The sequence below is a fragment of the Halobacillus sp. BAB-2008 genome, from assembly GCF_000328325.1.
GTDB lineage: Bacteria > Bacillota > Bacilli > Bacillales > Halobacillaceae > Halobacillus.
The window spans coordinates 1-23475 of record NZ_ANPF01000031.1; the positions used below are offsets into that span (position 1 = coordinate 1).

Consider the following 23475-nt stretch of genomic DNA (forward strand, 5'->3'; position numbering starts at 1 on the left):
TTGATGTGGTGGTGAAGGCGAAGAGGTCACACCTGTTCCCATGCCGAACACAGCAGTTAAGCTCTTCAGCGCCGATGGTAGTCGGGTAGATCCCCGTGAGAGTAGGACGCTGCCACGTCATTTTAGAAACCAGAAGTAATAACTTCTGGTTTTTTTCTATATTCAGAACCGGTTTCATATGAATATAGAAAGGGGGAACTGCGGTGCACTGGTCTTATTTCTTTCATGATGATATTGTTTTAATTATTTTCCGCCTGTGCTTTGCTTTAGTGTTATCAGGATTAATCGGTTTTGAAAGGGAGATTAAGAATCAATCGGCGGGCTTTAGGACACATATTTTGGTCGGGGTTGGTGCTTGTTTAATGATGCTGCTTTCTCTCTATGGGTTTACGGAATTTATGAGCCTTCACGAGCAGGTGAGGTTTGACCCGGCGAGGATACCTTCTTACGTTATCAGTGGAATTGGTTTTTTAGGTGCCGGGACCATTATGGTAAACGGCTTGACGATTAAAGGTCTTACAACAGCAGCGTCGATCTGGACGGTAGCAGCAATTGGATTAGTAGTCGGTGCTGGGTTATACGATGTTGCTACGTTTACCACTTTAGTCGTGCTGACAAGCTTGGCCTTTCTGAATAGAATGGAAAAACATAAAGTTAGAGGCAAGCGGAAAAACAGCTATAGCATTACCGTTCGTGGAAGTGCAAGGGTGCATCGGGTTCTGTCGGTATTTGAGGAATTTCAATTGACCATTCAAAAAGTGGAGGTCCTGTCTCTACCTGAGAGCCAAAAGAAATTGTTGGTTGAGGTAAGTCCGTCTCAGTCCTATGATCGTACACTTGTGATGGGTCGAATCAGTGAGCAGGAAGGAGTTATGAAAATGACACATTATATTTAAGGCTGTGCAGGAAAAAACTGCACGGCTTTTTGTTTTATTTGCTAACGAAAAGGGGAAACATAGTTGATGTATTTATCATAAACAATATAGTTGCGTACCAGTAAAATATGAGTATAATGAAATTAAAGTCAAAGATAGTCAAAGTCAAAAGAGGGGGAGGGAAAATGCGAAATATATCAGACATCATAGAGGAATATTTAAAGAAAACCCTCGATGAGTCCCAAACCATTGAAATTAAAAGAAGCGAAATTGCTGAGCGTTTCCAGTGTGTACCTTCGCAGATTAATTACGTGATTAAGACAAGGTTCACTGTGGAAAAGGGGTATATAGTGGAAAGTAAACGCGGAGGCGGCGGGTACATCCGGATCAGTCGGGTTCCTTATCGGAAATACGCTGATATGATCGAGGAATTGATGGATTTAATCCAACCCCGTATCTCCCAGACCCAAGCGGTGGACGTTCTGGAGCGACTTATCGATTATGAGGTCATTACAGAACGGGAAGCGAAGATCATGGAAAGCATCGTTGACCGTGATGTGCTCAAATTTTCTCTCCCTCTACGCGATGAGATAAGAGCAAGAATCATGACGGCGATGCTGTTCACCCTTAAATATAAATGCTGATTGCGGAAAGGGGAGATTCAGATGGAATGCCAGGAATGTCATCAAAGACAGGCAACCGTTCATTTGACTCAGGTAGTAAATGGGCAAAAGTCGGAGATACATGTGTGTGAAGTATGTGCGAAAGAATATGGATATGTTAATTATGGAGAAGAAAACTTTACTCTGAATGATCTTCTATCCGGACTCTTTCATTCGGATAGCCCTTCTCCATACAGCGATCAGAACAAAGCTGCACCTCAGCAGAAATCTCCATTAAAATGTTCCAACTGTGGTTTGACATATGAAGAGTTTGCAAGGATTGGCAAGTTTGGTTGCGGAAAGTGCTATACCACTTTCGGCGAACGACTGGATCCAATTTTAAGGCGGGTGCACAGTGGAAATACAAGGCATGATGGGAAGATTCCTAAAAGAGAAAGCGGCAATCTCCATTTAAAGAAAGAGATAGAAGAATACAAAGCTAATCTTCGACAATTAATTGAGCAGGAAGAATTTGAAGAGGCAGCGAAAGTTAGAGATAGGATCAGATCTTTGGAAGGGCGTCTTCATAGTGGAGAGGCAGGTGATGAGTAGATGTCGTTACAGAATTTTGTAAATGAGGCTATCAGTCCCTGGATGAAACAGGAGGGGCCGGACAGCGATATTGTGATGAGCAGCCGCATACGTCTTGCCCGGAACTTCTCCCAATATCCATTTCCGATTATTGGATCTGAAGAATCCTTAGAAGAAGTATTGGAATTCTTTCAGAAAGAGTTTCAAGAAGAGTCCTTTAGAGATTATGAAGATTTTGAAATGGTCCGGATGACGGATCTTCAGCCGGTTGAAAAAAGAGTGTTGGTTGAAAAACACTTGATCAGCCCGCATCTCGCTGAAAAATCGGACACCTCGGCTGCGTTGATTTCGCAGAACGAGCAGGTGTCGATTATGGTTAATGAAGAGGATCATATCCGCCTTCAACTTTATTTCCCTGGTTTCCAGCTGGATAAGGCGTTGGAACAGGCATCACAACTCGACGATTGGCTGGAAGAGAAAATTGATTATGCATTTGATGAGAAACGCGGGTATTTGACCGCTTGTCCGACGAATGTCGGCACCGGAATGCGGGCATCAGTTATGATGCACCTGCCGGCATTATCCATGACTCAGCAGATCAATCGTATGATTCCCGCGATCAACCAGCTTGGCTTAGTTGTCCGTGGCATCTATGGGGAAGGAAGCGAAGCACTGGGGAATATTTTTCAAATATCGAACCAGATCACGCTTGGTAAGTCGGAAGGTGACATTGTAGAAGACCTCCACAGTGTGGTAAAGCAGTTGATCGATCAAGAGCGAAGAGCGAGGGAAGTGCTTCTGAGCCGGTCAGGAATTCAACTGGAGGACCGCATTTTTCGATCCTATGGTGTTCTAACCAACAGTCGAATCATAGAGTCTAAAGAGGCAGCAAAATGTTTATCCGATTTACGGTTAGGTATCGATTTGGACTTTATCGACCACATACCACGGACGATCTTGAATGAATTGATGATTTTAACGCAGCCGGGCTTTTTGCAACAGTACGCCAAAGCCAGCTTATCTCCCGATGAACGGGATGTAAGAAGGGCGTCTCTAATCAGGGAAAGACTTCAATTAGAAAACGAAGAATAATGTTAGGAGGGAATGTCCATGATGTTTGGGCGATTTACAGAAAGAGCACAAAAAGTTTTGGCACTGGCACAAGAGGAAGCAGTACGCTTAGGTCATAATAATATCGGGACGGAACACATCCTGCTTGGTTTAGTGAGTGAAGGGGAGGGAATTGCTGCGAAAGCTCTGACAGCTCTCGGCCTTGAATCCTCCAAAATCCAACAGGAAGTGGAGAAACTGATCGGTAAAGGGGAAAAGGTATCCCAAACGATCCACTATACTCCAAGAGCTAAGAAGGTCATAGAATTGTCTATGGATGAAGCTCGTAAGCTGGGACATTCATATGTAGGGACAGAGCACATTCTCCTTGGTTTAATCCGAGAAGGAGAAGGGGTAGCGGCCCGCGTTCTTAACAACCTTGGTGTAAGCCTTAATAAAGCCCGTCAGCAAGTATTGCAGCTGCTTGGGAACAATGAGTCTACAGGCGGTCAAAATCGTCGTGGAGGCGCTTCTGGAGGACAGGCGACGAATGCGAATACACCAACCCTTGACTCCCTGGCCCGTGATTTGACGGCCATAGCTAAAGAAGGAAATATTGATCCTGTAATCGGCCGAAGCAAAGAGATTGAAAGGGTCATTCAAGTCTTGAGCCGCCGTACAAAGAACAACCCGGTGCTTGTAGGTGAACCTGGTGTTGGTAAGACGGCCATCGCAGAGGGCTTGGCTCAGCAGATTATGAACAACGAAGTACCTGAAATTCTGCGTGATAAGCGAGTCATGACGTTGGATATGGGTACAGTCGTCGCGGGAACGAAATACCGCGGGGAGTTTGAAGATCGCTTGAAAAAAGTGATGGAAGAAATCCGCCAGGCGGGTAACATCATTCTATTCATCGATGAACTCCATACATTGATTGGTGCCGGAGGAGCAGAAGGAGCCATTGATGCATCCAATATTCTGAAGCCTTCTCTTGCCCGGGGTGAACTGCAGTGTATCGGTGCGACAACCCTTGATGAGTACCGTAAATATATTGAAAAAGATGCAGCACTTGAGCGTAGATTCCAACCGATTAAGGTGGATGAACCGACGCTTGATGAGTCCATTCAAATTTTGAAAGGTCTGCGTGACCGTTATGAAGCTCACCACCGTGTGACCATTACGGATGATTCTATTGAATCAGCTGTCCGTTTCTCCGACCGGTATATCACGGACCGCTTCCTTCCGGATAAAGCGATTGATTTAATCGATGAGGCAGCTTCCAAGGTGCGCCTGCGCTCCTATACAGCGCCGCCAAATCTTAAAGAGCTGGAACAGAAGCTTGAGGAAGTCCGGAAAGAGAAAGATGCGGCTGTCCAAAGTCAGGAGTTTGAAAAAGCAGCATCCCTTCGTGATAGCGAACAGCGTTTGAGAGATGAGCTGGAGGAGACGAAGGATGAGTGGAAAGAAAAACAAGGCCAGGAGGATTCAGAGGTAACGGTAGAAGATATTGCTTCTGTCGTATCCACTTGGACCGGTGTTCCAGTTTCCAAAATGACGAAGGATGAAAGTGAGCGTCTTCTTAACCTGGAAGAAACGCTTCATAACCGAGTAATCGGTCAGGAAGAAGCGGTCAAAGCTATTTCCAAAGCGATCCGTCGTGCCCGAGCAGGGTTGAAGGATCCGAAACGCCCGATTGGTTCCTTCATATTCCTTGGACCTACCGGTGTAGGTAAAACAGAGCTTGCTCGCGCGCTGGCAGAGAGCATGTTCGGTGAAGAGGATGCCATGATTCGAATCGATATGTCGGAGTACATGGAGAAACACAGCACGTCCCGTCTTGTAGGTTCTCCTCCGGGATATGTAGGATACGATGAAGGCGGTCAGTTGACGGAGAAGGTAAGGAACAAACCATATTCTGTTGTACTTCTTGATGAAATTGAGAAGGCGCACCCGGAAGTCTTCAATATCCTGCTGCAAGTATTGGAGGACGGCCGTCTGACAGACTCTAAAGGACGTCTTGTTGATTTCCGAAATACCGTGTTGATCATGACATCCAACGTGGGTGCTTCCGAATTAAAACAAAACAAATACGTCGGCTTCTCTATGGGTGAAGCGGATCAGGATTATAAAGACATGAAGTCCAAAGTGACAGATGCTTTGAAGAAAGCGTTCCGTCCTGAATTCCTAAACCGTATTGACGAAACAATTGTTTTCCACTCCCTTGAGAAGAAGCACATGAAGGATATTGTCGTTCTTATGGCAGAAGAATTGCGTAAACGTCTGCAGGAGCAGGAGATCGACTTCACACTCTCGGATGCAGCTATCCAGCACATCGCAGATTCCGGATTCGACCCCGAATATGGGGCACGTCCATTGCGCCGTGCTATACAGAAGAATGTCGAAGATCTTCTATCAGAGGAATTGCTTAAAGAGAATATCGCTAAAGGTCAAAAAGTTAAAATTGATCTGGATGAAAACAAGAATTATGTGGTGCATACACAACAAGAATCCACAAATTAACAAGATTTCATCCGGTAAAAGAATCGGAAGGTGTTTGCCTTCCGATTTTTTTCTTATTTAGGTATGATTTCAGTAAGCGATATTTAATATAAATGATATGGATGTGAAACTTATTCACATGTTTTTTCGTATAAAATGAAGGATAGGAGAGATCATCTTGGCAAAAAGAAAAACAAAGTTCGTTTGCCAGGAATGTGGTTATGAAACACCGAAATGGATGGGGAAATGTCCGGGGTGTAATCAGTGGAATACGTTGGTGGAAGAGACGTCTGCTCCGGCAGGAAACTCTCGGCACGTATTTCAGACAAGTTCCACTTCCGCAATGACGAAGCCAGAAAGAATCACACAGATAAAATCACAGAAGGAACCACGCCTCCCGACAAGCATGCCGGAGTTCAACAGAGTGCTCGGCGGCGGGATCGTGGCCGGATCATTAGTTTTAATCGGCGGGGATCCGGGTATCGGGAAGTCAACCTTACTGCTTCAAGTATCTGCTCAGATTGCAAAGAAAGATTTTCCGGTTTTATATATATCAGGAGAAGAATCCTCCAGGCAGACTAAACTCAGGGCCGAACGCCTTGGGGTCATGTCGGATGAACTGTATGTCCTGCCCGAGACGAACCTGCAAGATGTACTGAATCAAATAGATCAGATTGAACCTAAATTTGTAGTGATCGATTCCATTCAGACGATTTTCAAGGAAGATATAACCTCTGCCCCTGGTAGTGTGGCGCAGGTGAGAGAATGTACCAGTCACTTGATGCGAATTGCGAAAACGAAAGGTATTCCGATTTTCATTGTTGGACATGTTACTAAAGAAGGGTCCATTGCCGGCCCTCGTTTACTGGAACATATGGTGGATGCAGTTCTTTATTTTGAGGGAGAGCGGCACCACACTTTCCGTATTCTCCGCAGTGTTAAAAACCGCTTCGGAAGTACACATGAAATGGGTATCTTCGAGATGAAGGAGAAAGGGCTGGAAGAAGTACTTAATCCGTCGGAGATTTTCCTTGAAGAACGTTCTCAGGGAGCGGCAGGCTCTATTGTTGTAGCTTCAATGGAGGGGACAAGGCCGGTGCTGGTAGAGATTCAGGCGCTCATATCCCCGACAGCCTACGGAAACCCCAGAAGGATGGCAACCGGTCTCGACACGAACAGAGTCCCTCTGCTGATGGCTGTGCTCGAGAAACGAGCAGGACTGTTGCTGCAGAATCAGGATGCGTACGTAAAGGTGGCGGGTGGTGTGAAGCTGGATGAGCCTGCAATCGACTTAGCTGTTGCGTTAAGTATCGCATCGAGCTTTCGCAACAAAGTCTCAAACGGTGACGATGTCGTTGTTGGAGAAGTCGGATTGACAGGAGAAATACGGCGGGTTTCCCGTATTGAACAGCGCGTACAGGAAGCGGCTAAACTCGGTTTCAAACGGGCCATCATACCTAAGAAAAATATGGACGGATGGACTCCACCTTCACAAATTGAAGTCATCGGGGTAAGTACAGTACAGGAAGCAATGAAGGTTACATTGGGGGAATCCTAAATGGAATGGCATGAGATGAAGGAAAACGGTATAGGAGAAATTCTCAAGCTTGTGGCACCGGGGACACCGCTCCGGGACGGAATAGACAACGTCCTTCGCGCAAATACCGGAGGGCTTATCGTTTTAGGGTATGGAGAGAGAATAAGGGATCTTGTAGATGGTGGATTCCATATTCAATCCGACTTTACACCGGCTCACCTCTATGAACTCGCCAAAATGGATGGTGCGCTCATTCTGAATGATGAGGGTACAAAAATATTGTACGCGAACGCTCAGTTGATGCCTGACCCTGATATTGTATCGACTGAAACGGGAATGCGCCACCGCACTGCGGAGCGGGTGGCAAAGCAGACAGGAGCGCTCGTTATCGCCATTTCCCAGCGGCGTAATGTTATCACCCTGTATAAAGGGTCCCACCGCTATTCCTTAAAAGAAATCGGCGTCATTTTAACAAAGGCGAACCAGGCGATCCAAACGCTTGAGAAGTATAAGAATGTCCTTGACCAGAGCACGACAAACCTGGGTGCGTTGGAGTTTGAGAATATGGTCTCCTTTTCTGAGGTCGTTCAAGTCGTATCAAGAGTGGAGATGGTCCTGCGTACAAAGACGGAGATTTTGAATTATGTGAATGAATTAGGAACAGAGGGCCGTTTAATCCAACTGCAGCTGACCGAATTAGTTTCCAATATTGAGGAAGAGGCAGCGCTGCTGCTCAGGGATTACAGCAAGCGTCCGGATTACGAACCTTATTATATTTTGAAGAAGATGCAGGAAACGACGAACACAGAGTTATTGTCGGATGAACAAGTGCTTAAGCTGCTTGGCTATTCGACAAACACGAAAATGTCTGATGCCATTCATCCACGTGGTTACCGGATTCTTCATCGAATTCCACGCCTCCCATCCCTTATCATCGATCATCTTGTCGAGAAGTTCGGCATTTTAGAAGATCTCATACAGGCTTCACCTAAACAACTGGTGGAAGTGGATGGCGTAGGAGAAGTAAGAGCTATGAAGATCCGGGATGGTCTGGACCGCATACAGGAACAATTGTTCGTAGACCGACATATTTAAGAAAATTGACTTATTTATCTAATTTATGGTATGATTATACATTTGCAAATTGACTTATATTGGAAGTTGTGCTAAGTTAAGTACCATCATTCCTTGATAAAAGGGTTAATGGTTGTAAGGTTTGGTCATACTGTGATTGAGGGGGTGAAGGAAAGTGCTTAAGCGTATCGTGCAGTTATTTATAGTTATAACTGGTGGAACAATCGGTTACCTCTATCTTCCGGATTTGTTTAAATTGACAGGTCTTACTTGGCCTACTCTGATTCAGTCTGTTTTAGGGGCCGTACTAGGAGCACTTATTTTATTTTTAATTACTTTTTGGGTCGTGGATTATATTGTCGACTTTATCAGATGGGTGGAAGATTCACTCGTACGGGCGCCTGTGGCTGATCTGCTTTTTGGCAGCCTGGGTCTGATCATCGGGCTGATTGTTGCTTATCTGATTAATGTATTTGTACAGGATATCCAGATTCAAGTAGTAAGTCAGGTCGTTCCTATCTTCCTGACGATCCTTCTTGGTTATTTAGGTTTCCAGGTAGGATTCAAGCGTAAAGACGAGTTTTTGAATTTGTTGTCGAAGAAAGACAAGCAGGGCGCTACGGATTCGTCGGACGAAGCAAACAAGGCGGAAGTGGATGCCTCGTTAATACCGAAAGATAAAATTCTCGATACCAGTGTCATTATTGACGGCCGGATCGCAGACATTTGCGAAACTCATTTTTTGGAAGGTACGATTGTTATTCCTCAATTCGTTCTGGAAGAATTGCAGCATATAGCTGATTCTTCGGATGGATTAAAGAGAAACAGAGGTCGCAGAGGTCTTGATATCCTGAATCGACTTCAGAAGGATCTACCTGTAAATGTTGAGATTTATGAAGGAGATTTCGAAGAGATTCAAGAGGTGGACAGCAAGCTTGTTAAGCTGGCAAAAGTCATGAATGGAATCGTCGTTACGAATGATTTCAACTTGAACAAAGTGTGTGAGTTTCAAAATGTTCAAGTGTTGAATATTAATGATTTAGCTAACGCTGTTAAACCTGTCGTTCTTCCTGGAGAAGAGATGTCCATTCAAGTGATTAAAGACGGAAAAGAACAGAATCAAGGTGTCGCCTACTTAGATGATGGCACTATGATTGTTGTAGAAGAAGGAAAAGAGTATATCGGGAAAACTATTGAAGTCGTTGTCACAAGTGTGCTGCAGACTTCTGCCGGACGAATGATTTTTGCGAAGCCGAAATCACTTGAAAAAGCACTTTAAAAACGGTATAAACAAATAAGTAAGACAAAAGTGATAACCAGTGTGTTATCGCTTTTGTTGTTTTATAAGGAAGTAAGTGATCCGAGTTTAATTTAATGTAGGGTGGATGTTATGACGAACTATACAGCTATTATACTTGCCGCCGGTCAAGGGAAGCGGATGCTTGCCGGACGAAACAAACAGTTCCTCACGATAGGCTCCAAACCGCTGATCCGTCACACTATTTCTGTTTTTGAGCAGGATGCATGGTGTGAAGAGATTATTTTGGTGACAAATGAACGTGAGCGCTCAGAAATGGAGAAGATGTTTGCAGAGCACCCTGTGGAAAAAGAAATGACCATGGTTAATGGGGGAGCGGAAAGGCAGGACAGTGTGTACGAAGGTCTGAAAGCCGTCCGCAATCCATCTATTCCTGTTTTCATTCATGATGGGGCGCGTCCATTTGTTTCTGAAACGAATCTGCATGAACTGGCAGAGACGGTACGTGTAGAGCAGGCGGCTTTGTTGGCTGTTCCTGTGACAGATACTATTAAGCAAAAGCGTGATAACGGTTTGACTACACTTGATCGAAAATACTTGTGGGCGGCACAGACGCCTCAGGCATTTTCCTATGAGTGGATTAAAGACGCGCATGACCAAGCAAAGGAACGTGGATACTACGGAACAGACGATGCTTCTTTGGTAGAGGAGACAGGGCGGGATGTTGTAATTGTCCAGGGAAGTTACGATAATTTCAAGCTGACGACACCGGAAGACTTACATAAAGCGGAGTCTTACATCCAAAAACAATTACAAAGAAAGGCAGATGAACCTGCTATGTTTCGAATCGGTCAAGGGTACGATGTTCACCAACTGACGGAAGGCCGTCCTTGTATAATCGGAGGGATCGACATTCCCCATGAGAAAGGTCTGCTCGGGCATTCCGACGCAGATGTTCTTCTTCATACGATTGCAGATGCTTGCTTAGGTGCGATTGGAGAAGGAGATATCGGCAAGCATTTTCCGGATACGGATCCTGAATTTAAGGATGCTGATTCCGGTAAATTGTTGCAGCATGTCTGGAATATTTGCAGAGATCGGGGCTACGAGCTCGGTAATATGGACTGCACGGTCATTGCGCAATCTCCTAAAATGGCTCCATATATCGAGGAGATCCGAAGTAATATTGCGTCTCTTCTCGAAACGGATAAGGCTAAGATTAATGTGAAAGCGACAACGACAGAGAAGCTTGGTTTTACAGGACGGGAAGAAGGAATTGCCGCCCAAGCTGTTGTTTTATTGCAAGAAATTCGGCAAGATTAGTCGAAAAATGATAAAATAAATCAAGGAAATAGAGCGGAAGTAAGAAAGGAGAACAATTATGTCAAATGAAGTACGTGTGCGTTATGCGCCGAGCCCTACAGGTTTTCTTCACATCGGTAATGCGAGGACAGCCTTGTTTAATTATTTATACGCAAGAAATGCGGGTGGTAAAGTTGTCATCCGTATTGAAGATACAGACGAGAAGCGAAACGTAGAAGGTGGAGAAGAAAGTCAGCTTAACTATTTAAAATGGTTGGGCTTGGATTGGGATGAGAGCCCGGATAAGGGCGGAGAGTATGGTCCTTACCGTCAAATGGAGCGTCTGGATATTTACCAGAAGTATATTGATGAGCTTCTGGAGCGCGACCTTGCTTATAAGTGCTATATGACTGCGGAAGAGCTTGAGCAGGAACGAGAAGCGCAGATGGCGCGTGGAGAAGCCCCGAAATATTCTGGAGCACACCGTAATTTAACGGCTGAGCAAATAGCAGAATTTGAGGCCGAAGGACGCGAACCAAGTATTCGTATCCGCGTACCTGAAAACCATTCCTACACGTTCAACGATATCGTACGCGGCGACATTACGTTCGATTCCAGTGATTTCGGTGATTGGGTTATCGTGAAGAAGAACGGTATCCCTACGTATAATTTCGCTGTAGCGATTGATGACTATCTAATGAAGATTACTCATGTACTGCGCGGGGAAGAGCACATCTCCAACACACCTAAGCAGATGATGGTATATGAAGCGTTTGGATGGGAGCCGCCGAAGTTCGGACACATGACGCTTATCCTTAACGAAGAGCGTAAGAAACTGAGTAAGCGGGATCAGCATATTCTCCAGTTCATCGAGCAGTATAAGAATCTTGGCTATCTGCCGGAAGCGCTGTTCAACTTCATCACGCTTCTTGGTTGGTCCCCTGTCGGTGAAGAAGAGATCTTCACACAAGAGCAGCTGATTGAAATCTTTGACGCGGAACGTCTGACTACGTCCCCGGCTGTTTTTGATCCAGCTAAGCTGAAGTGGATGAATAACCAGTATATTAAAGCTTCGGATCTGGATAAGGTCGTTGAACTTTCTCTTCCTCATTTGGTTGAAGCAGGACGTTTCCCGGAAACGATGACAGAAGAGCAGCAGGAATGGGCACGTGAGCTTATTTCCCTATACCACGAGCAGCTGAACTACGGTGCTGAAATTGTGGAATTGACGGATCTGTTCTTCAAGCAGGAAATTCAATATGACGAAGCTGCGATGGAAGTACTGGAAGGCGAACAAGTTCCGGAGGTATTGGAAACATTCAAGAAGAACCTTCAGCAATTGGACGAGTTCACTCCGGATAACATCAAAGCTCAAATCAAAGCCGTTCAGAAAGAGACCGGCCATAAAGGCAAGAAACTGTTTATGCCTGTTCGCGTGGCAACTACAGGTCAAACTCACGGCCCCGAGCTTCCTAACGCGATCCACCTGCTCGGTTTAGAGACTGTCACAGTACGTCTTGATGATGTACTAAATAAATTGCAGGCTTAATTTATTCACAAGCAGAAGATATTATCATATAGTAGAGTTACCTATACGAAACGTTGATGAGGAGAAGTAAAGGGCTGTCTGCTTACCCAGAGAGAATCACCTAGGCTGGAAGTGATTTTGGGCGGCACCCTGGAAATGCACCTCGGAGTCTCCGGTTGAAAAAAAGTAGGCCGGAGCGGTTCCCTTCCGTTATCGAGGATGAAGTGGGGGAAATTATTTTCCCCAAGCAGAGTGGAACCACGCGGGAAGCGTCTCTGTGCCCAAGGCACAGAGACGCTTTTTTTATTCTCCGCCTCTGCGCAAGAAAAAGGAGGGAAGGAAGTATGGGGCTTTTTAAAATGTTCAAGGAAGATGTCGATGTAGTGTTCGATCAGGACCCTGCTGCTCGTTCGTATCTGGAAGTTATTCTTACGTATTCCGGTCTGCATGCTATTTGGGCACATCGGGTGGCCCATGCTTGTCATAAAAGGAAATTCTTTTTTCTCGCACGTCTGATCTCTCAGTTCAGCCGTTTTTTTACAGGGATTGAAATCCACCCGGGAGCAAAAATCGGCCGCCGTTTTTTTATAGACCATGGGATGGGAGTCGTCATCGGAGAGACATGTGAGATCGGGGATAACGTAACCATCTTCCAAGGGGTCACCCTAGGTGGTACAGGAAAAGAGAAGGGAAAGCGTCACCCTACTCTGCTTGATAATTCTCTTGTTGCCACAGGTGCAAAAGTGCTTGGTTCTATTACAATCGGGGAACACTCTAAAGTAGGAGCAGGATCCGTCGTTCTGCATGATGTACCAAATAACTCAACCGTCGTCGGTATTCCGGGACACGTCGTCGTACAGGATGGCAAGAAGGTACAGAAAAAAGACTTGGACCACCACAAAATGCCGGATCCTGTTTACGACCGGCTGAACCAGTTGGAAAAGCAGATCGAGGAACTACAGAAGGAATTGAAAGAAGCAAAAGGAGTGAAGCATCATGACTATTAAAATATATAATACCTTGACTCGGAATAAAGAAGTCTTTCAGCCGTTGGAAGAAGGAAAGGTGAAGATGTATGTGTGCGGCCCGACCGTATATAATTACATCCACATTGGGAATGCCCGTCCTGCCATCGTGTTCGATACCGTCCGCAGATATTTCGAATACCGCGGCTACGATGTCCATTATGTACTGAACTTCACAGATGTCGACGATAAATTGATCAAAGCTTCCAAAGAGATGGGCGAAGGTGTGACAGAGATTGCCAATCGTTTCGTCCAGGCTTATAAAGAAGATGTTGCAGCCCTTGGCGTCAAAGAAGCGGTCGATCACCCCCGCGTGACAGAAAACATGGAAGAAATCATCGGATTTGTCCAAGGGTTAGTGGAGAAAGGTTATGCCTATGAAGCAGGAGGAGATGTTTACTTCCGTACACGTGCCTTCGATAATTATGGGAAATTGTCTCAGCAATCAATCAATGAGCTGCAGTCCGGTGCCCGGATCGAGGTTGGTGATAAGAAAGAAGACCCGCTGGACTTCACGTTATGGAAACAGGCCAAGGACGGAGAAATTTCCTGGAAGAGCCCGTGGGGAGAAGGACGCCCGGGCTGGCACATCGAGTGCTCTGCTATGGCGAAGAAATACCTTGGAGACACGATAGATATCCATGCCGGGGGTCAGGATTTGACATTCCCTCACCACGAAAACGAAATCGCACAGTCGGAAGCTCACAACGGGGAAGATTTCGCTCGTTATTGGATGCACAATGGGTATATCAACATTGATAATGAGAAGATGTCTAAATCTCTCGGTAACTTTATCCTTGCTCATGATCTTGTAAAGCAACACGATCCACAGGTTATCCGCTTCTTCATGTTGAGTGTCCAATACCGTCATCCAATTAACTTCAGCAATGAGCTTCTGAAGGGCGCCAAAAGCAGTTTTGAGCGGATAAAGAATGCGTATGAGAATCTAAAACACCGTAAAGATACCAGCGTGAGCCTTCAGGAAGATACACAGCCGTGGCTGGATAAAGTAAAAGGCTTTAAAGAGCAGTTTATTAAAGAAATGGACGATGACTTTAACACAGCCAATGCGATTTCTGTTTTGTTCGACATGACCAAGGCTGCGAATCTTTACCTGCAGGAGAAGCAGACACATGAAGATGTTTTGAATGTGTTCATCCAAACGTTTGAAGAACTGACAAGTGTTTTGGGACTGTCCCTTGAGGTTAAAGAAGAATTACTGGATGAAGAGGTCGATGCTTTAATCGCAGAGCGTAAACAAGCCCGTAAAGACCGCAACTTTGAGCGTGCCGATCAGATCCGTGATGAACTGAAAGCCAGGAACATCATCTTGGAGGACACTTCCCAAGGTACACGCTGGAAGCGAGGGTGACACATGGAACGCACCGACGTGAAACAGATGAAGAGTCTCGCCCTCGCTTATATGGGCGATTCTGTTTATGAATTGTATGTCCGAGAGTACCTATTGGATAAAGGGGAAGTGCAGCCGCAGCACCTCCACAAGGCAGCTGTTCGTTTTGTCTCTGCTGTGTCCCAGGCTCAGTCCGTACGAGCCTGGCAGGAGGCAGAAATACTGACGGAAGAAGAAGAGGGTGTCCTTCGCAGGGGCAGGAATGCGAAATCCGGCTCTGTGCCTAAGAGTACCAATGTGCAAACCTATCGTTATTCGACCGCATTTGAAGCGGTGTTGGGATTTTTATATTTATCCGGTCAGAAACAAAGGCTGGAAGAGTTGGTGCACTATGCTATTAGAGAAGTGGAAGAAAGGAGTGGAGACGAATGAACGGAGAATGGATTATAGGCAAGAATGCTGTACAGGAGGCGATAAGATCCGGACGCTCGATCAACAAAGTCATGGTATCGGATCAGTTACAGTATCAGGCATTTAAAAAGGTAGAGCAGCTGGCTAAGGAACAGGGGGTCCTCATCCAGAAAGTTCCGAAGAAGAAACTGGATCAGCTTGTAGAAGGAACGCACCAAGGTGTTATTGCTTCTGTGGCTGCTTATGAATACAGTGATTTGGAAGATTTATTCGCTAAAGCGGAAGAAAAGGGAGAAGCGCCTTTTTTCATCATATGTGATGAAATTGAAGACCCGCACAACCTTGGTTCGATATTAAGGACGGCAGACGCGGCAGGAGCGCACGGAGTCATCATTCCGAAGCGGAGGTCCGTCGCTCTTACTGCTACAGTTGCAAAGACGTCTACAGGAGCGATCGAGTACATTCCTGTAGCGAGAGTGACCAACCTGGCTAGAACGATAGATGAATTGAAGGAGCGCTTTGTCTGGGTTGTCGGAACAGATGCGGAAGGTACAGAAGACTATCGACAGCTGGATGGCCGGATGCCGCTGGCGCTTGTGATTGGAAGTGAAGGCCGCGGAATGAGTCGATTGACGAAAGAAAAATGTGATTGGACTGTCAGTCTCCCTATGGCCGGACAGGTCACTTCCCTTAATGCCTCAGTAGCAGCCTCCCTTCTCATGTATGAAGTATTCAGGAAGCGTCACCCTGTCGGTGAGTGACAATGAATGTATTAATTGTAGACGGATATAACATGATCGGGGCCTGGCCGGAACTGGTGAAATTAAAGGAGAAAGATCTCGGGCAAGCACGGGATCTTCTCATAGAGATGATGGCAGAATACCAATCCTATACAGGGGATCGTATCATGATCGTCTTTGATGCCTACCATGTCCGGGGACTTGAGAAGAAGCAGCAGAACTACAAAGTGGAAGTCCTTTTCACTAAGGAGAATGAAACGGCAGACGAGCGGATCGAGAAGCTTGCCGGTGAATTGAATGACGTGCGGACACAGGTGTACGTGGCTACATCCGATTATGCAGAGCAGCGGACCATCTTCGGTCAGGGAGCTTTTCGGAAGTCTGCGAGAGAGCTTTACATCGAAGTAAAGAACATTGAGAACCAGATCGAAAAGGACGTAGAAACCCACAATCAGCTTCACTATCAATCTAAAATTCCGATAAACAAAGAGGTGCGGGAATTGTTTGAGAAGTGGCGCCGAGGAGATAAATAATTCTGACAACTTGTTGACGCTTTTCAAACGCTTACTGTATAATATTTCTATATATTGAGATAGCACGGTCGGAGGGATCCTGTGTGAGCATCTTACAAACGGAGAAAAGCACCAATGAGTTGGATCTTAGTAAGCTTGATGATGAAGCAGTCGTAGAACGAATTAATCAGGGACAGGTTCAGGCACTTGATTATTTGATTAACAAGTATAAGAATTTCGTACGCGCCAAAGCCCGCACTTATTTCTTAATCGGGGCTGACCGGGAAGATATTGTTCAAGAAGGAATGATCGGCCTTTATAAGGCTATTCGTGATTATCGAGAAGGAAAACTGTCGTCTTTCAAAGCATTCGCTGAACTGTGTGTCACCCGTCAAATCATTACTGCTATTAAAACCGCCACTAGACAGAAACACATCCCTTTAAACTCCTATGTTTCGCTGGACAAGCCTATCTACGATGAAGAGTCAGACCGTACGCTCCTTGACGTCATCGCAGGTTCAAAAGCAATCGATCCCCAGGAATTGATTGTCAATAAAGAGAAGTTTTCAGATATGGAAGAGAAGATGTCCGAACTTCTCAGCGATCTTGAAAAGCAGGTGCTGACCCTTTATTTGGACGGTCAGTCCTATCAAGAGATTTCCGAGGAATTGAGGCGTCATGTCAAATCGATCGATAACGCTCTGCAACGCGTGAAGCGGAAGCTCGAAAAGTATCTGGAAATCAATGAAATCACACTTTGAACCCACATTGACAGTCTATGGGAAGAGTGCTACATTAATTTAGTATTATACCTCGATGATTTGAGGTGACAGAGAAGTGCGTAAGAAAGTAATATTAGCCTGTACACAATGTTTAAGTCGAAATTACAGTTCATATACAAATCGTTCCAACCAATCCGAACGTCTGGAGGTCCGCAAGTTCTGCAAGAACTGCGGATCCCACACCCTGCACCGGGAGACGAAGTAGATCAGGAAGCCAGTCGGCACAAGTTTGGGGGGTATTACAGCATGTTTAAGTTCTTCAAGAACGTAGCGCGTGAGATGAAAAAGGTCAGCTGGCCGAAGGGGCAGGAACTGACCAGGTACACGATTACCGTACTATTCACCGTCGTCTTCGTAGCTTTGTTCTTTGCTATTGTAGATCTTGGGATCTCCCAAGTGCTTGAACTCATCGCTAAGGAATAGTAGAGTTAATTTTATGCTATAATAGAGATAGACTTACAAAAAACCCGTTCCGCGGGTTTTTTCATGTTGGAAAGAATTTCGATTAACTAAAGCATAAGGGAGGGAAGGGCAAGCACTTGTCCTGCGATAATGGAAAAAAGATGGTATGTTGTTCACACCTATTCAGGTTATGAGAACAAAGTAAAGACCAACCTCGAGAAGCGCGTAGAGTCTATGGGGATGGAAGATAAGATTTTTCGTGTTCTTGTCCCGGAGGACGAAGAGGCGGAAATTAAAAACGGCAAGAAGAAGATTGCCAAAAAGAAAGTTTTCCCAGGATACGTTTTAGCAGAGATGGTAATGACGGATGATTCCTGGTACGTTGTCCGTAACACTCCCGGCGTGACGGGGTTTGTCGGATCTACCGGCTCTGGTTCTAAACCGACCCCTCTCTTACCGGAAGAAGTGGATACGGTGCTTAAGCGTATGGGCATGAAGGAACAGCCGAAGGCAGACATTGATTTCGAAGTGAAAGAAAGTGTTACTGTTACCGACGGACCGTTCGCAAACTTCACTGGTACCATTGAGAATATTGACTTGGACAAACAGAAAGTCAAAGTCCATGTCAACATGTTCGGCCGCGAAACTCCGGTCGAATTGGACTTCACTCAGATCGAAAAATTATAAAAAAACAATCCTCCCCTTGCATATCCGGCACAAAGATGCTAGAATTTTTATGTTCTATATGCGCCCCATAGATGAGGGGCTATTGCTTAACGCAATGGAGTGGGAGGGGTAGAACCCTATTACCACATCACGGACTTTAAGGAGGTGTGTCTCGTGGCTAAAAAAGTTATTAATGTTGTAAAGCTTCAGATCCCTGCAGGAAAAGCTAACCCAGCGCCACCAGTAGGACCGGCACTAGGTCAAGCAGGTATTAATATCATGGGCTTCTGTAAAGAGTTCAACGCTCGTACGCAGGACCAAGCTGGTATGATCATTCCAGTAGAAATCTCGGTTTATGAGGACCGTTCCTTTACATTCGTTACTAAAACTCCACCTGCTGCTGTTCTTCTTAAGAAAGCGGCTGGAATTGAGTCAGGTTCCGGTGAACCAAACCGTAACAAAGTAGCTTCTGTCAAACGCGATCAAGTTCGCGAAATCGCAGAAACGAAAATGCCTGATTTGAACGCTGCTGACGTGGAAGCTGCAATGCGTATGGTCGAAGGTACTGCGCGCAGCATGGGAATCACAATCGAAGATTAATCCCACAGCGTCATTTGGAGATAGGAAAAGGTTGCGGAAATGGAGCTAGTGTCTCTTTCGCAACCTTTATTCGTGGGAGGAAAATCCGTTAAAACCACAACGAGGAGGAAATTTTAAAATGGCTAAGAAAACGAAAAAGCAACAAGAGCTTCTAAAGCTTGTTGATCGTACAAAAGCTTATGATGTGCAGGAAGCCATCAAGCTAGTAAAAGAAACAGCAAAAGCTAACTTTGATGAAACAATCGAAGCAGCTTTCCGTCTTGGGGTTGACCCTAAGAAAGCAGACCAGCAGATCCGTGGAGCAATGGTACTTCCACATGGTACTGGTAAATCTCAGCGTGTGCTTGTTTTCGCTAAAGGTGATAAAGCGAAAGAAGCAGAAGCTGCAGGTGCAGACTACGTAGGTGAGCAGGACCTCATCAACAAAATCAACCAAGGCTGGTTCGATTTTGATGTTGTTGTTGCAACTCCTGACATGATGGCTGAAGTTGGTAAGCTTGGTCGTGTACTAGGACCAAAAGGTCTTATGCCGAACCCTAAAACAGGTACAGTAACGTTTGAAGTTGAGAAAGCAGTAAACGAAATCAAAGCTGGTAAAGTAGAATACCGCGTTGATAAAGCTGCTAACATCCATGTTCCGATCGGAAAAGCTTCTTTCGATCAAGAGAAACTGGCTGAGAACTTCACAGCGATTACAGAAACTCTTGTGAAAGCTAAACCACAAGCATCTAAAGGAACTTACATGCGTAACGCAGCTGTTTCATCAACAATGGGTCCTGGGATCAAAGTTGATGTTACTGGGTTCTCTAAGTAATATAATTTAGTGTTGACTTTCCGTTTCTGATTGGTTACAATTAGTGACGTTGTATAAATGAATACGTTATACCGTAGACAGCAGGTGCGGCTTCCGCTTAATTTCCTGCCGAGGTGTGTGTGAATATAAATAGAGCAGCGCAGACTGCCCTGCTCTATGATTCGTACCTCCATGTCTACATGGGGGTACTTTTTATGAACAAAACCTTTGGACGGTATGATGATAAGTCAATAGGAGGTGGAACCGATGAGCAGTGTTATCGAGCAAAAGCAGCAAATTGTATCTGACTTAGCTGACAAGTTCCGTAGCAGTAAGTCTGCTGTAATGGTAGATTACCGCGGTCTTGACGTAGCGGAAGTTACAGAACTTCGTAAACAGCTTCGTGAAGCAGGCGTAGAGTTCAAAGTGTACAAAAACACAATGACTCGCCGTGCTGCGGCAGAAGTAGAGCTTTCTGGTCTTGACGAAGTGCTTCAAGGACCTACAGCCTTGGCCTTCCATGAAGAAGATGCAGTAGCTCCGGCTAAAATTCTTAACAACTTCGCTAAAGATCACGAAAACCTTGAAATTAAAGGTGGCGTAGTTGAAGGACAAGTTGCAACTCTTGAGCAAATCCAAGAACTTGCAAACCTTCCAAACTACGAAGGTCTTGTATCTATGTTCCTAAGCGTACTACAAGCACCTATCCGCAACTTCGCTTATGCTACAAAAGCAGTGGCGGAGCAAAAAGAGGAAGAAAGCGCGTAAGTTCGCGTTCGTTTAAAACTATAACCATAAAAACTAAGGAGGAAATTTCTCATGTCTAACGAACAAATTATCGAAGCGATTAAAGAAATGTCTGTTCTTGAGCTTAACGACCTAGTTAAAGCGATTGAAGAAGAATTTGGTGTATCTGCTGCAGCTCCAGTTGCTGTTGGTGGACCAGCTGCAGGTGGCGAAGCTGCTGAAGAGCAAACAGAATTCAGCGTAGTGCTTGAATCTGCAGGAAGCTCTAAAATCAAAGTGGTTAAAGCAGTACGCGAAATCACTGGTCTTGGTCTTAAAGACGCTAAAGAACTAGTTGACGGTGCTCCAAACCCAATCAAAGAAGGCGTTTCTAAAGAAGAAGCTGAAGAAATGAAATCTCAGCTTGAAGAAGCAGGCGCTACTGTAGAACTTAAGTAAGATATCTTTTTAAAGTAAAGCTCGCTGACTATCGGCGGGCTTTCTTTTTCTTAATAGATTAAAAAAGAAGGTGTTCGGATTATGTCGGAACATTACTATTCCAAGAAGACATCTGCTGCAAGTGAAGAAAGATCGTGGACTTTTCAATTGAAGGGCCATACATTTACGTTCACAACAGACCGCGCCGTTTTCTCTAAAGGCGAGGTGGATTTCGGTTCGCGCGTATTGATTGATTCCTTTCGTGCGCCGGAAGTAGAAGGAGATTTTCTTGACTTAGGCTGTGGATATGGGCCGATTGGTATGTCCTTGGCTAAACACTATCCGGATCGTCACGTATGGATGGTGGATGTGAACGAACGGGCTTTGAATCTGGCGGAAAGAAACGCGGCGGCAAACGGCATCGCGAATGTAACTGTAAAAGAAAGTGATCGGATGCAGGCGGTGAAAGACCATCGTTTTGCGGCTGTTCTTACTAATCCTCCCATTCGTGCCGGGAAGGAAGTCGTTCACTCTATGTTTGAGGAAGCTGGACAATCCTTGGTAGACCAAGGAGAACTCTGGGTCGTCATACAAAAGAAACAAGGAGCCCCATCAGCGAAAGCCAAGATGGAGGAACTGTTCGGTAACGTGGAAATAGTAGAGAAACAGAAAGGATACTTTATCCTTAAGTCTAAAAAGATTGACTAGCTTGTCCGGTTGTGCTAGTATTGAAAAATGCCAATATATCTGAACGCTGTCAAGTCTTTTTTGCATTTTCTTGTATAAAAAGATGATAGTTGGTCAGAATGGTAAAATCGAACACTGAAAGTAAATGAGGTTTTTATGTATGAAAAGCCTTTTTCTTTTTTGTCTAACGTTAGAGAGAAATGAAGAATCACCATTTGCTATAAGGCGAATGTTTAAATAGCGCTTGTGGCAAGATCAACCGCAAGCCTGTTCGGCATGTCTTGCCGGACCCTTTTTTCGTTATTAAAATGCTTGATTTGAGGGGTGAATCAGTTGACAGGTCAACTAGTTCAGTATGGACGACACCGCCAGCGCAGAAGTTATGCACGTATTAGTGAAGTATTGGAATTGCCTAACTTGATTGAGATTCAAACGGCTTCCTATGAGTGGTTCATGGAAGAAGGTTTGAAAGAGATGTTCCAGGACATTTCGCCAATTGAAGATTTCACCGGTAATCTTTCACTTGAATTCGTAGACTACAGCCTTGGCGAACCAAAGTATCCAGTCGATGAGTCAAAGGATCGCGACGTAACATATAACGCACCGCTTCGTGTGAAAGTACGTCTTCTAAATAATGAGACGGGTGAAGTGAAAGAGCAGGAAGTATTCATGGGTGATTTCCCATTGATGACAGACACAGGTACCTTTGTAATCAACGGTGCGGAACGTGTCATCGTATCCCAGCTTGTTCGTTCTCCGAGTGTATATTTCAATAAGAAGATTGATAAGAACGGTAAGCGTGGTTATACCGCTACGGTCATTCCTAACCGTGGAGCATGGTTAGAGTTTGAAACAGATGCCAAAGACGTCGTACACGTCCGCATCGACCGTACGCGTAAGCTTCCTATCACAGTGCTCCTTCGTGCTCTAGGATTCGGTACCGATCAAGAGATCATCGATTTGATCGGAGATAATGAGTACCTGAAGAACACGCTTGAAAAAGACAATACGGAAACGACAGAGAAAGCTTTGCTTGAGATATACGAGCGTCTGCGTCCCGGCGAGCCGCCGACCGTAGAAAATGCTAAAAGTCTCCTTGTCTCTCGTTTCTTTGATCCGAAACGCTATGATCTAGCTAGAGTCGGAAGATATAAAATGAACAAGAAGCTTCATATTAAGGATCGTTTGTTTAACCAAACCCTTGCTGAAACATTAGTGGATGAGGAAACAGGGGAAGTTATTGCGGAGAAGGGTGACAAGATTGACCGCCGTCTTCTTAACAAACTGATTCCATTGTTTGATGATGCAGAAGGTACATTGAGCGAGGAAACTCTTGAGCCTGTAGACGGCGTTCTTGAGGACCCGATTCAAGTCCAATCTGTAAAAATTGTAGACCCGACGGATCCGGAAGGGGAACGTTCTATCAACGTTATCGGTAATGCGAACATCGACCGCGACGTTAAGAACATCACTCCGGCTGACATCTTGTCTTCTATCAGTTATTTCTTTAACCTGCTTCATGATGTTGGTGGCACGGACGATATTGACCACCTTGGTAACCGTCGTCTGCGTTCTGTAGGAGAACTTCTTCAGAACCAGTTCCGAATCGGGCTTTCCCGTATGGAGCGTGTGGTACGTGAGCGTATGTCCATTCAGGATACATCATCCATCACACCACAACAGCTGATCAATATCCGTCCGGTTATTGCATCCATTAAAGAGTTCTTCGGAAGCTCCCAACTATCCCAGTTTATGGACCAAACCAACCCGTTAGCAGAATTGACTCACAAACGTCGTCTATCTGCGCTTGGACCGGGTGGTTTAACACGTGAACGTGCAGGATTCGAAGTTCGTGACGTACACTACTCCCACTATGGCCGTATGTGTCCGATCGAAACTCCTGAGGGACCGAACATCGGTTTGATCAACTCCTTGTCTTCTTATGCGAAGGTAAACGAATTCGGCTTTATTGAAACACCATATCGCCGTGTGGATCCGGATACGAACAAAGTAACCGACCAAATTG

The 23475-nt window shown here is 45.2% G+C and carries 24 protein-coding genes, 1 rRNA gene, 1 pseudogene and 2 other annotated features; all 26 genes and pseudogenes read left to right on the plus strand.

Going from position 1 to position 23475, the window contains the following annotated elements; all coding sequences use genetic code 11:
- Positions 1–4 precede the first annotated feature (4 nt).
- A 5S ribosomal RNA gene (gene rrf, locus D479_RS08580) occupies positions 5–118 on the plus strand.
- An 85-nt stretch (positions 119–203) separates the two neighbouring features.
- Positions 204–896 (plus strand): MgtC/SapB family protein, encoded by a 693-nt coding sequence (locus tag D479_RS08585; RefSeq protein ID WP_008635841.1) that lies wholly within the window; start codon positions 204–206, stop codon positions 894–896.
- A 164-nt stretch (positions 897–1060) separates the two neighbouring features.
- Positions 1061–1519 carry a CtsR family transcriptional regulator gene (locus D479_RS08590; RefSeq protein ID WP_008635843.1) on the plus strand — a complete coding sequence of 153 codons (459 nt, stop codon included), beginning with the start codon at positions 1061–1063 and terminating at the stop codon, positions 1517–1519.
- A 21-nt stretch (positions 1520–1540) separates the two neighbouring features.
- Entirely contained in the window at positions 1541–2089 is a 549-nt protein-coding gene (locus D479_RS08595) for a UvrB/UvrC motif-containing protein (RefSeq protein WP_008635844.1), read from the plus strand.
- A complete protein-coding gene (locus D479_RS08600; RefSeq protein WP_008635845.1) occupies positions 2090–3160 on the plus strand; it encodes a protein arginine kinase in 1071 nt (356 codons plus the stop codon).
- An 18-nt stretch (positions 3161–3178) separates the two neighbouring features.
- A complete protein-coding gene (gene clpC / locus D479_RS08605; protein ID WP_008635846.1) occupies positions 3179–5638 on the plus strand; it encodes an ATP-dependent protease ATP-binding subunit ClpC in 2460 nt (819 codons plus the stop codon).
- A 157-nt stretch (positions 5639–5795) separates the two neighbouring features.
- Positions 5796–7175, plus strand: coding sequence for a DNA repair protein RadA (gene radA, locus D479_RS08610; RefSeq protein ID WP_008635853.1), 1380 nt, complete (start codon positions 5796–5798; stop codon positions 7173–7175).
- Positions 7176–8249 carry a DNA integrity scanning diadenylate cyclase DisA gene (gene disA, locus D479_RS08615; RefSeq protein WP_008635854.1) on the plus strand — a complete coding sequence of 358 codons (1074 nt, stop codon included), beginning with the start codon at positions 7176–7178 and terminating at the stop codon, positions 8247–8249.
- A gap of 154 nt (positions 8250–8403) precedes the next feature.
- Positions 8404–9507 (plus strand): PIN/TRAM domain-containing protein, encoded by a 1104-nt coding sequence (locus D479_RS08620; RefSeq protein WP_008635855.1) that lies wholly within the window; start codon positions 8404–8406, stop codon positions 9505–9507.
- A gap of 111 nt (positions 9508–9618) precedes the next feature.
- Entirely contained in the window at positions 9619–10809 is a 1191-nt protein-coding gene (locus D479_RS08625; RefSeq protein ID WP_039871166.1) for a bifunctional 2-C-methyl-D-erythritol 4-phosphate cytidylyltransferase/2-C-methyl-D-erythritol 2,4-cyclodiphosphate synthase, read from the plus strand.
- A gap of 58 nt (positions 10810–10867) precedes the next feature.
- The gene (gltX, locus tag D479_RS08630) at positions 10868–12337 is read left to right on the plus strand and encodes a glutamate--tRNA ligase (RefSeq protein ID WP_008635857.1); all 1470 of its coding nucleotides are present in this window, start codon (positions 10868–10870) and stop codon (positions 12335–12337) included.
- A gap of 44 nt (positions 12338–12381) precedes the next feature.
- Positions 12382–12596: a binding site (T-box leader), on the plus strand.
- A 64-nt stretch (positions 12597–12660) separates the two neighbouring features.
- Entirely contained in the window at positions 12661–13323 is a 663-nt protein-coding gene (gene cysE / locus D479_RS08635; protein WP_008635858.1) for a serine O-acetyltransferase, read from the plus strand.
- Positions 13313–14713, plus strand: coding sequence for a cysteine--tRNA ligase (gene cysS / locus D479_RS08640; RefSeq protein WP_008635859.1), 1401 nt, complete (start codon positions 13313–13315; stop codon positions 14711–14713). The genes cysE and cysS overlap by 11 nt, the downstream gene beginning before the upstream one ends.
- Before the next feature lie 3 nt (positions 14714–14716).
- Positions 14717–15124: a ribonuclease III domain-containing protein gene (locus D479_RS08645; protein WP_008635861.1), complete on the plus strand. Its 408-nt coding sequence runs from the start codon at positions 14717–14719 to the stop codon at positions 15122–15124.
- Positions 15121–15864, plus strand: a complete 744-nt coding sequence (rlmB, locus tag D479_RS08650) for a 23S rRNA (guanosine(2251)-2'-O)-methyltransferase RlmB (RefSeq protein WP_008635872.1) — start codon at positions 15121–15123, stop codon at positions 15862–15864. The genes D479_RS08645 and rlmB overlap by 4 nt, the downstream gene beginning before the upstream one ends.
- A gap of 2 nt (positions 15865–15866) precedes the next feature.
- A complete protein-coding gene (locus D479_RS08655; protein ID WP_008635874.1) occupies positions 15867–16376 on the plus strand; it encodes an NYN domain-containing protein in 510 nt (169 codons plus the stop codon).
- 83 nt (positions 16377–16459) lie between these two features.
- The gene (sigH, locus tag D479_RS08660; RefSeq protein WP_008635876.1) at positions 16460–17116 is read left to right on the plus strand and encodes an RNA polymerase sporulation sigma factor SigH; all 657 of its coding nucleotides are present in this window, start codon (positions 16460–16462) and stop codon (positions 17114–17116) included.
- Between the two features lie 76 nt (positions 17117–17192).
- On the plus strand, positions 17193–17342 hold the full coding sequence (rpmG, locus tag D479_RS20170; protein WP_008635878.1) for a 50S ribosomal protein L33: 150 nt from the start codon (positions 17193–17195) through the stop codon (positions 17340–17342).
- 41 nt (positions 17343–17383) lie between these two features.
- Positions 17384–17560, plus strand: coding sequence for a preprotein translocase subunit SecE (gene secE, locus D479_RS08665; RefSeq protein WP_008635880.1), 177 nt, complete (start codon positions 17384–17386; stop codon positions 17558–17560).
- 129 nt (positions 17561–17689) lie between these two features.
- Positions 17690–18226 carry a transcription termination/antitermination protein NusG gene (gene nusG / locus D479_RS08670; protein ID WP_008635882.1) on the plus strand — a complete coding sequence of 179 codons (537 nt, stop codon included), beginning with the start codon at positions 17690–17692 and terminating at the stop codon, positions 18224–18226.
- A 153-nt stretch (positions 18227–18379) separates the two neighbouring features.
- Positions 18380–18805 carry a 50S ribosomal protein L11 gene (rplK, locus tag D479_RS08675; protein ID WP_008635884.1) on the plus strand — a complete coding sequence of 142 codons (426 nt, stop codon included), beginning with the start codon at positions 18380–18382 and terminating at the stop codon, positions 18803–18805.
- A gap of 118 nt (positions 18806–18923) precedes the next feature.
- Entirely contained in the window at positions 18924–19619 is a 696-nt protein-coding gene (rplA, locus tag D479_RS08680) for a 50S ribosomal protein L1 (protein WP_008635887.1), read from the plus strand.
- A gap of 53 nt (positions 19620–19672) precedes the next feature.
- Positions 19673–19821: a sequence feature (ribosomal protein L10 leader region), on the plus strand.
- Between the two features lie 44 nt (positions 19822–19865).
- Positions 19866–20366 carry a 50S ribosomal protein L10 gene (rplJ, locus tag D479_RS08685; RefSeq protein ID WP_008635890.1) on the plus strand — a complete coding sequence of 167 codons (501 nt, stop codon included), beginning with the start codon at positions 19866–19868 and terminating at the stop codon, positions 20364–20366.
- A 51-nt stretch (positions 20367–20417) separates the two neighbouring features.
- On the plus strand, positions 20418–20783 hold the full coding sequence (rplL, locus tag D479_RS08690; protein ID WP_008635891.1) for a 50S ribosomal protein L7/L12: 366 nt from the start codon (positions 20418–20420) through the stop codon (positions 20781–20783).
- Positions 20784–20864: 81 nt separating this feature from the next.
- Positions 20865–21470 (plus strand): class I SAM-dependent methyltransferase, encoded by a 606-nt coding sequence (locus D479_RS08695; RefSeq protein ID WP_008635893.1) that lies wholly within the window; start codon positions 20865–20867, stop codon positions 21468–21470.
- A 312-nt stretch (positions 21471–21782) separates the two neighbouring features.
- Positions 21783–23475, plus strand: a pseudogene (locus D479_RS08700) (DNA-directed RNA polymerase subunit beta); the annotation flags it as partial.

Excerpts from the sequence above, each read along its gene's own strand:
- disA (WP_008635854.1), top strand. The coding sequence starts at position 7,176 with ATGGAATGGCATGAGATGAAGGAAAACGGTATAGGAGAAATTCTCAAG.
- cysS (WP_008635859.1), top strand. The coding sequence starts at position 13,313 with ATGACTATTAAAATATATAATACCTTGACTCGGAATAAAGAAGTCTTT.
- clpC (WP_008635846.1), top strand. The coding sequence starts at position 3,179 with ATGATGTTTGGGCGATTTACAGAAAGAGCACAAAAAGTTTTGGCACTG.
- D479_RS08655 (WP_008635874.1), top strand. The coding sequence starts at position 15,867 with ATGAATGTATTAATTGTAGACGGATATAACATGATCGGGGCCTGGCCG.
- rlmB (WP_008635872.1), top strand. The coding sequence starts at position 15,121 with ATGAACGGAGAATGGATTATAGGCAAGAATGCTGTACAGGAGGCGATA.
- secE (WP_008635880.1), top strand. The coding sequence starts at position 17,384 with ATGTTTAAGTTCTTCAAGAACGTAGCGCGTGAGATGAAAAAGGTCAGC.
- cysE (WP_008635858.1), top strand. The coding sequence starts at position 12,661 with ATGGGGCTTTTTAAAATGTTCAAGGAAGATGTCGATGTAGTGTTCGAT.
- D479_RS08625 (WP_039871166.1), top strand. The coding sequence starts at position 9,619 with ATGACGAACTATACAGCTATTATACTTGCCGCCGGTCAAGGGAAGCGG.
- rplA (WP_008635887.1), top strand. The coding sequence starts at position 18,924 with ATGGCTAAGAAAACGAAAAAGCAACAAGAGCTTCTAAAGCTTGTTGAT.
- D479_RS08600 (WP_008635845.1), top strand. The coding sequence starts at position 2,090 with ATGTCGTTACAGAATTTTGTAAATGAGGCTATCAGTCCCTGGATGAAA.
- gltX (WP_008635857.1), top strand. The coding sequence starts at position 10,868 with ATGTCAAATGAAGTACGTGTGCGTTATGCGCCGAGCCCTACAGGTTTT.
- D479_RS08595 (WP_008635844.1), top strand. The coding sequence starts at position 1,541 with ATGGAATGCCAGGAATGTCATCAAAGACAGGCAACCGTTCATTTGACT.
- nusG (WP_008635882.1), top strand. The coding sequence starts at position 17,690 with ATGGAAAAAAGATGGTATGTTGTTCACACCTATTCAGGTTATGAGAAC.
- D479_RS08695 (WP_008635893.1), top strand. The coding sequence starts at position 20,865 with ATGTCGGAACATTACTATTCCAAGAAGACATCTGCTGCAAGTGAAGAA.
- D479_RS08645 (WP_008635861.1), top strand. The coding sequence starts at position 14,717 with ATGGAACGCACCGACGTGAAACAGATGAAGAGTCTCGCCCTCGCTTAT.
- rplJ (WP_008635890.1), top strand. The coding sequence starts at position 19,866 with ATGAGCAGTGTTATCGAGCAAAAGCAGCAAATTGTATCTGACTTAGCT.
- D479_RS08590 (WP_008635843.1), top strand. The coding sequence starts at position 1,061 with ATGCGAAATATATCAGACATCATAGAGGAATATTTAAAGAAAACCCTC.
- rplL (WP_008635891.1), top strand. The coding sequence starts at position 20,418 with ATGTCTAACGAACAAATTATCGAAGCGATTAAAGAAATGTCTGTTCTT.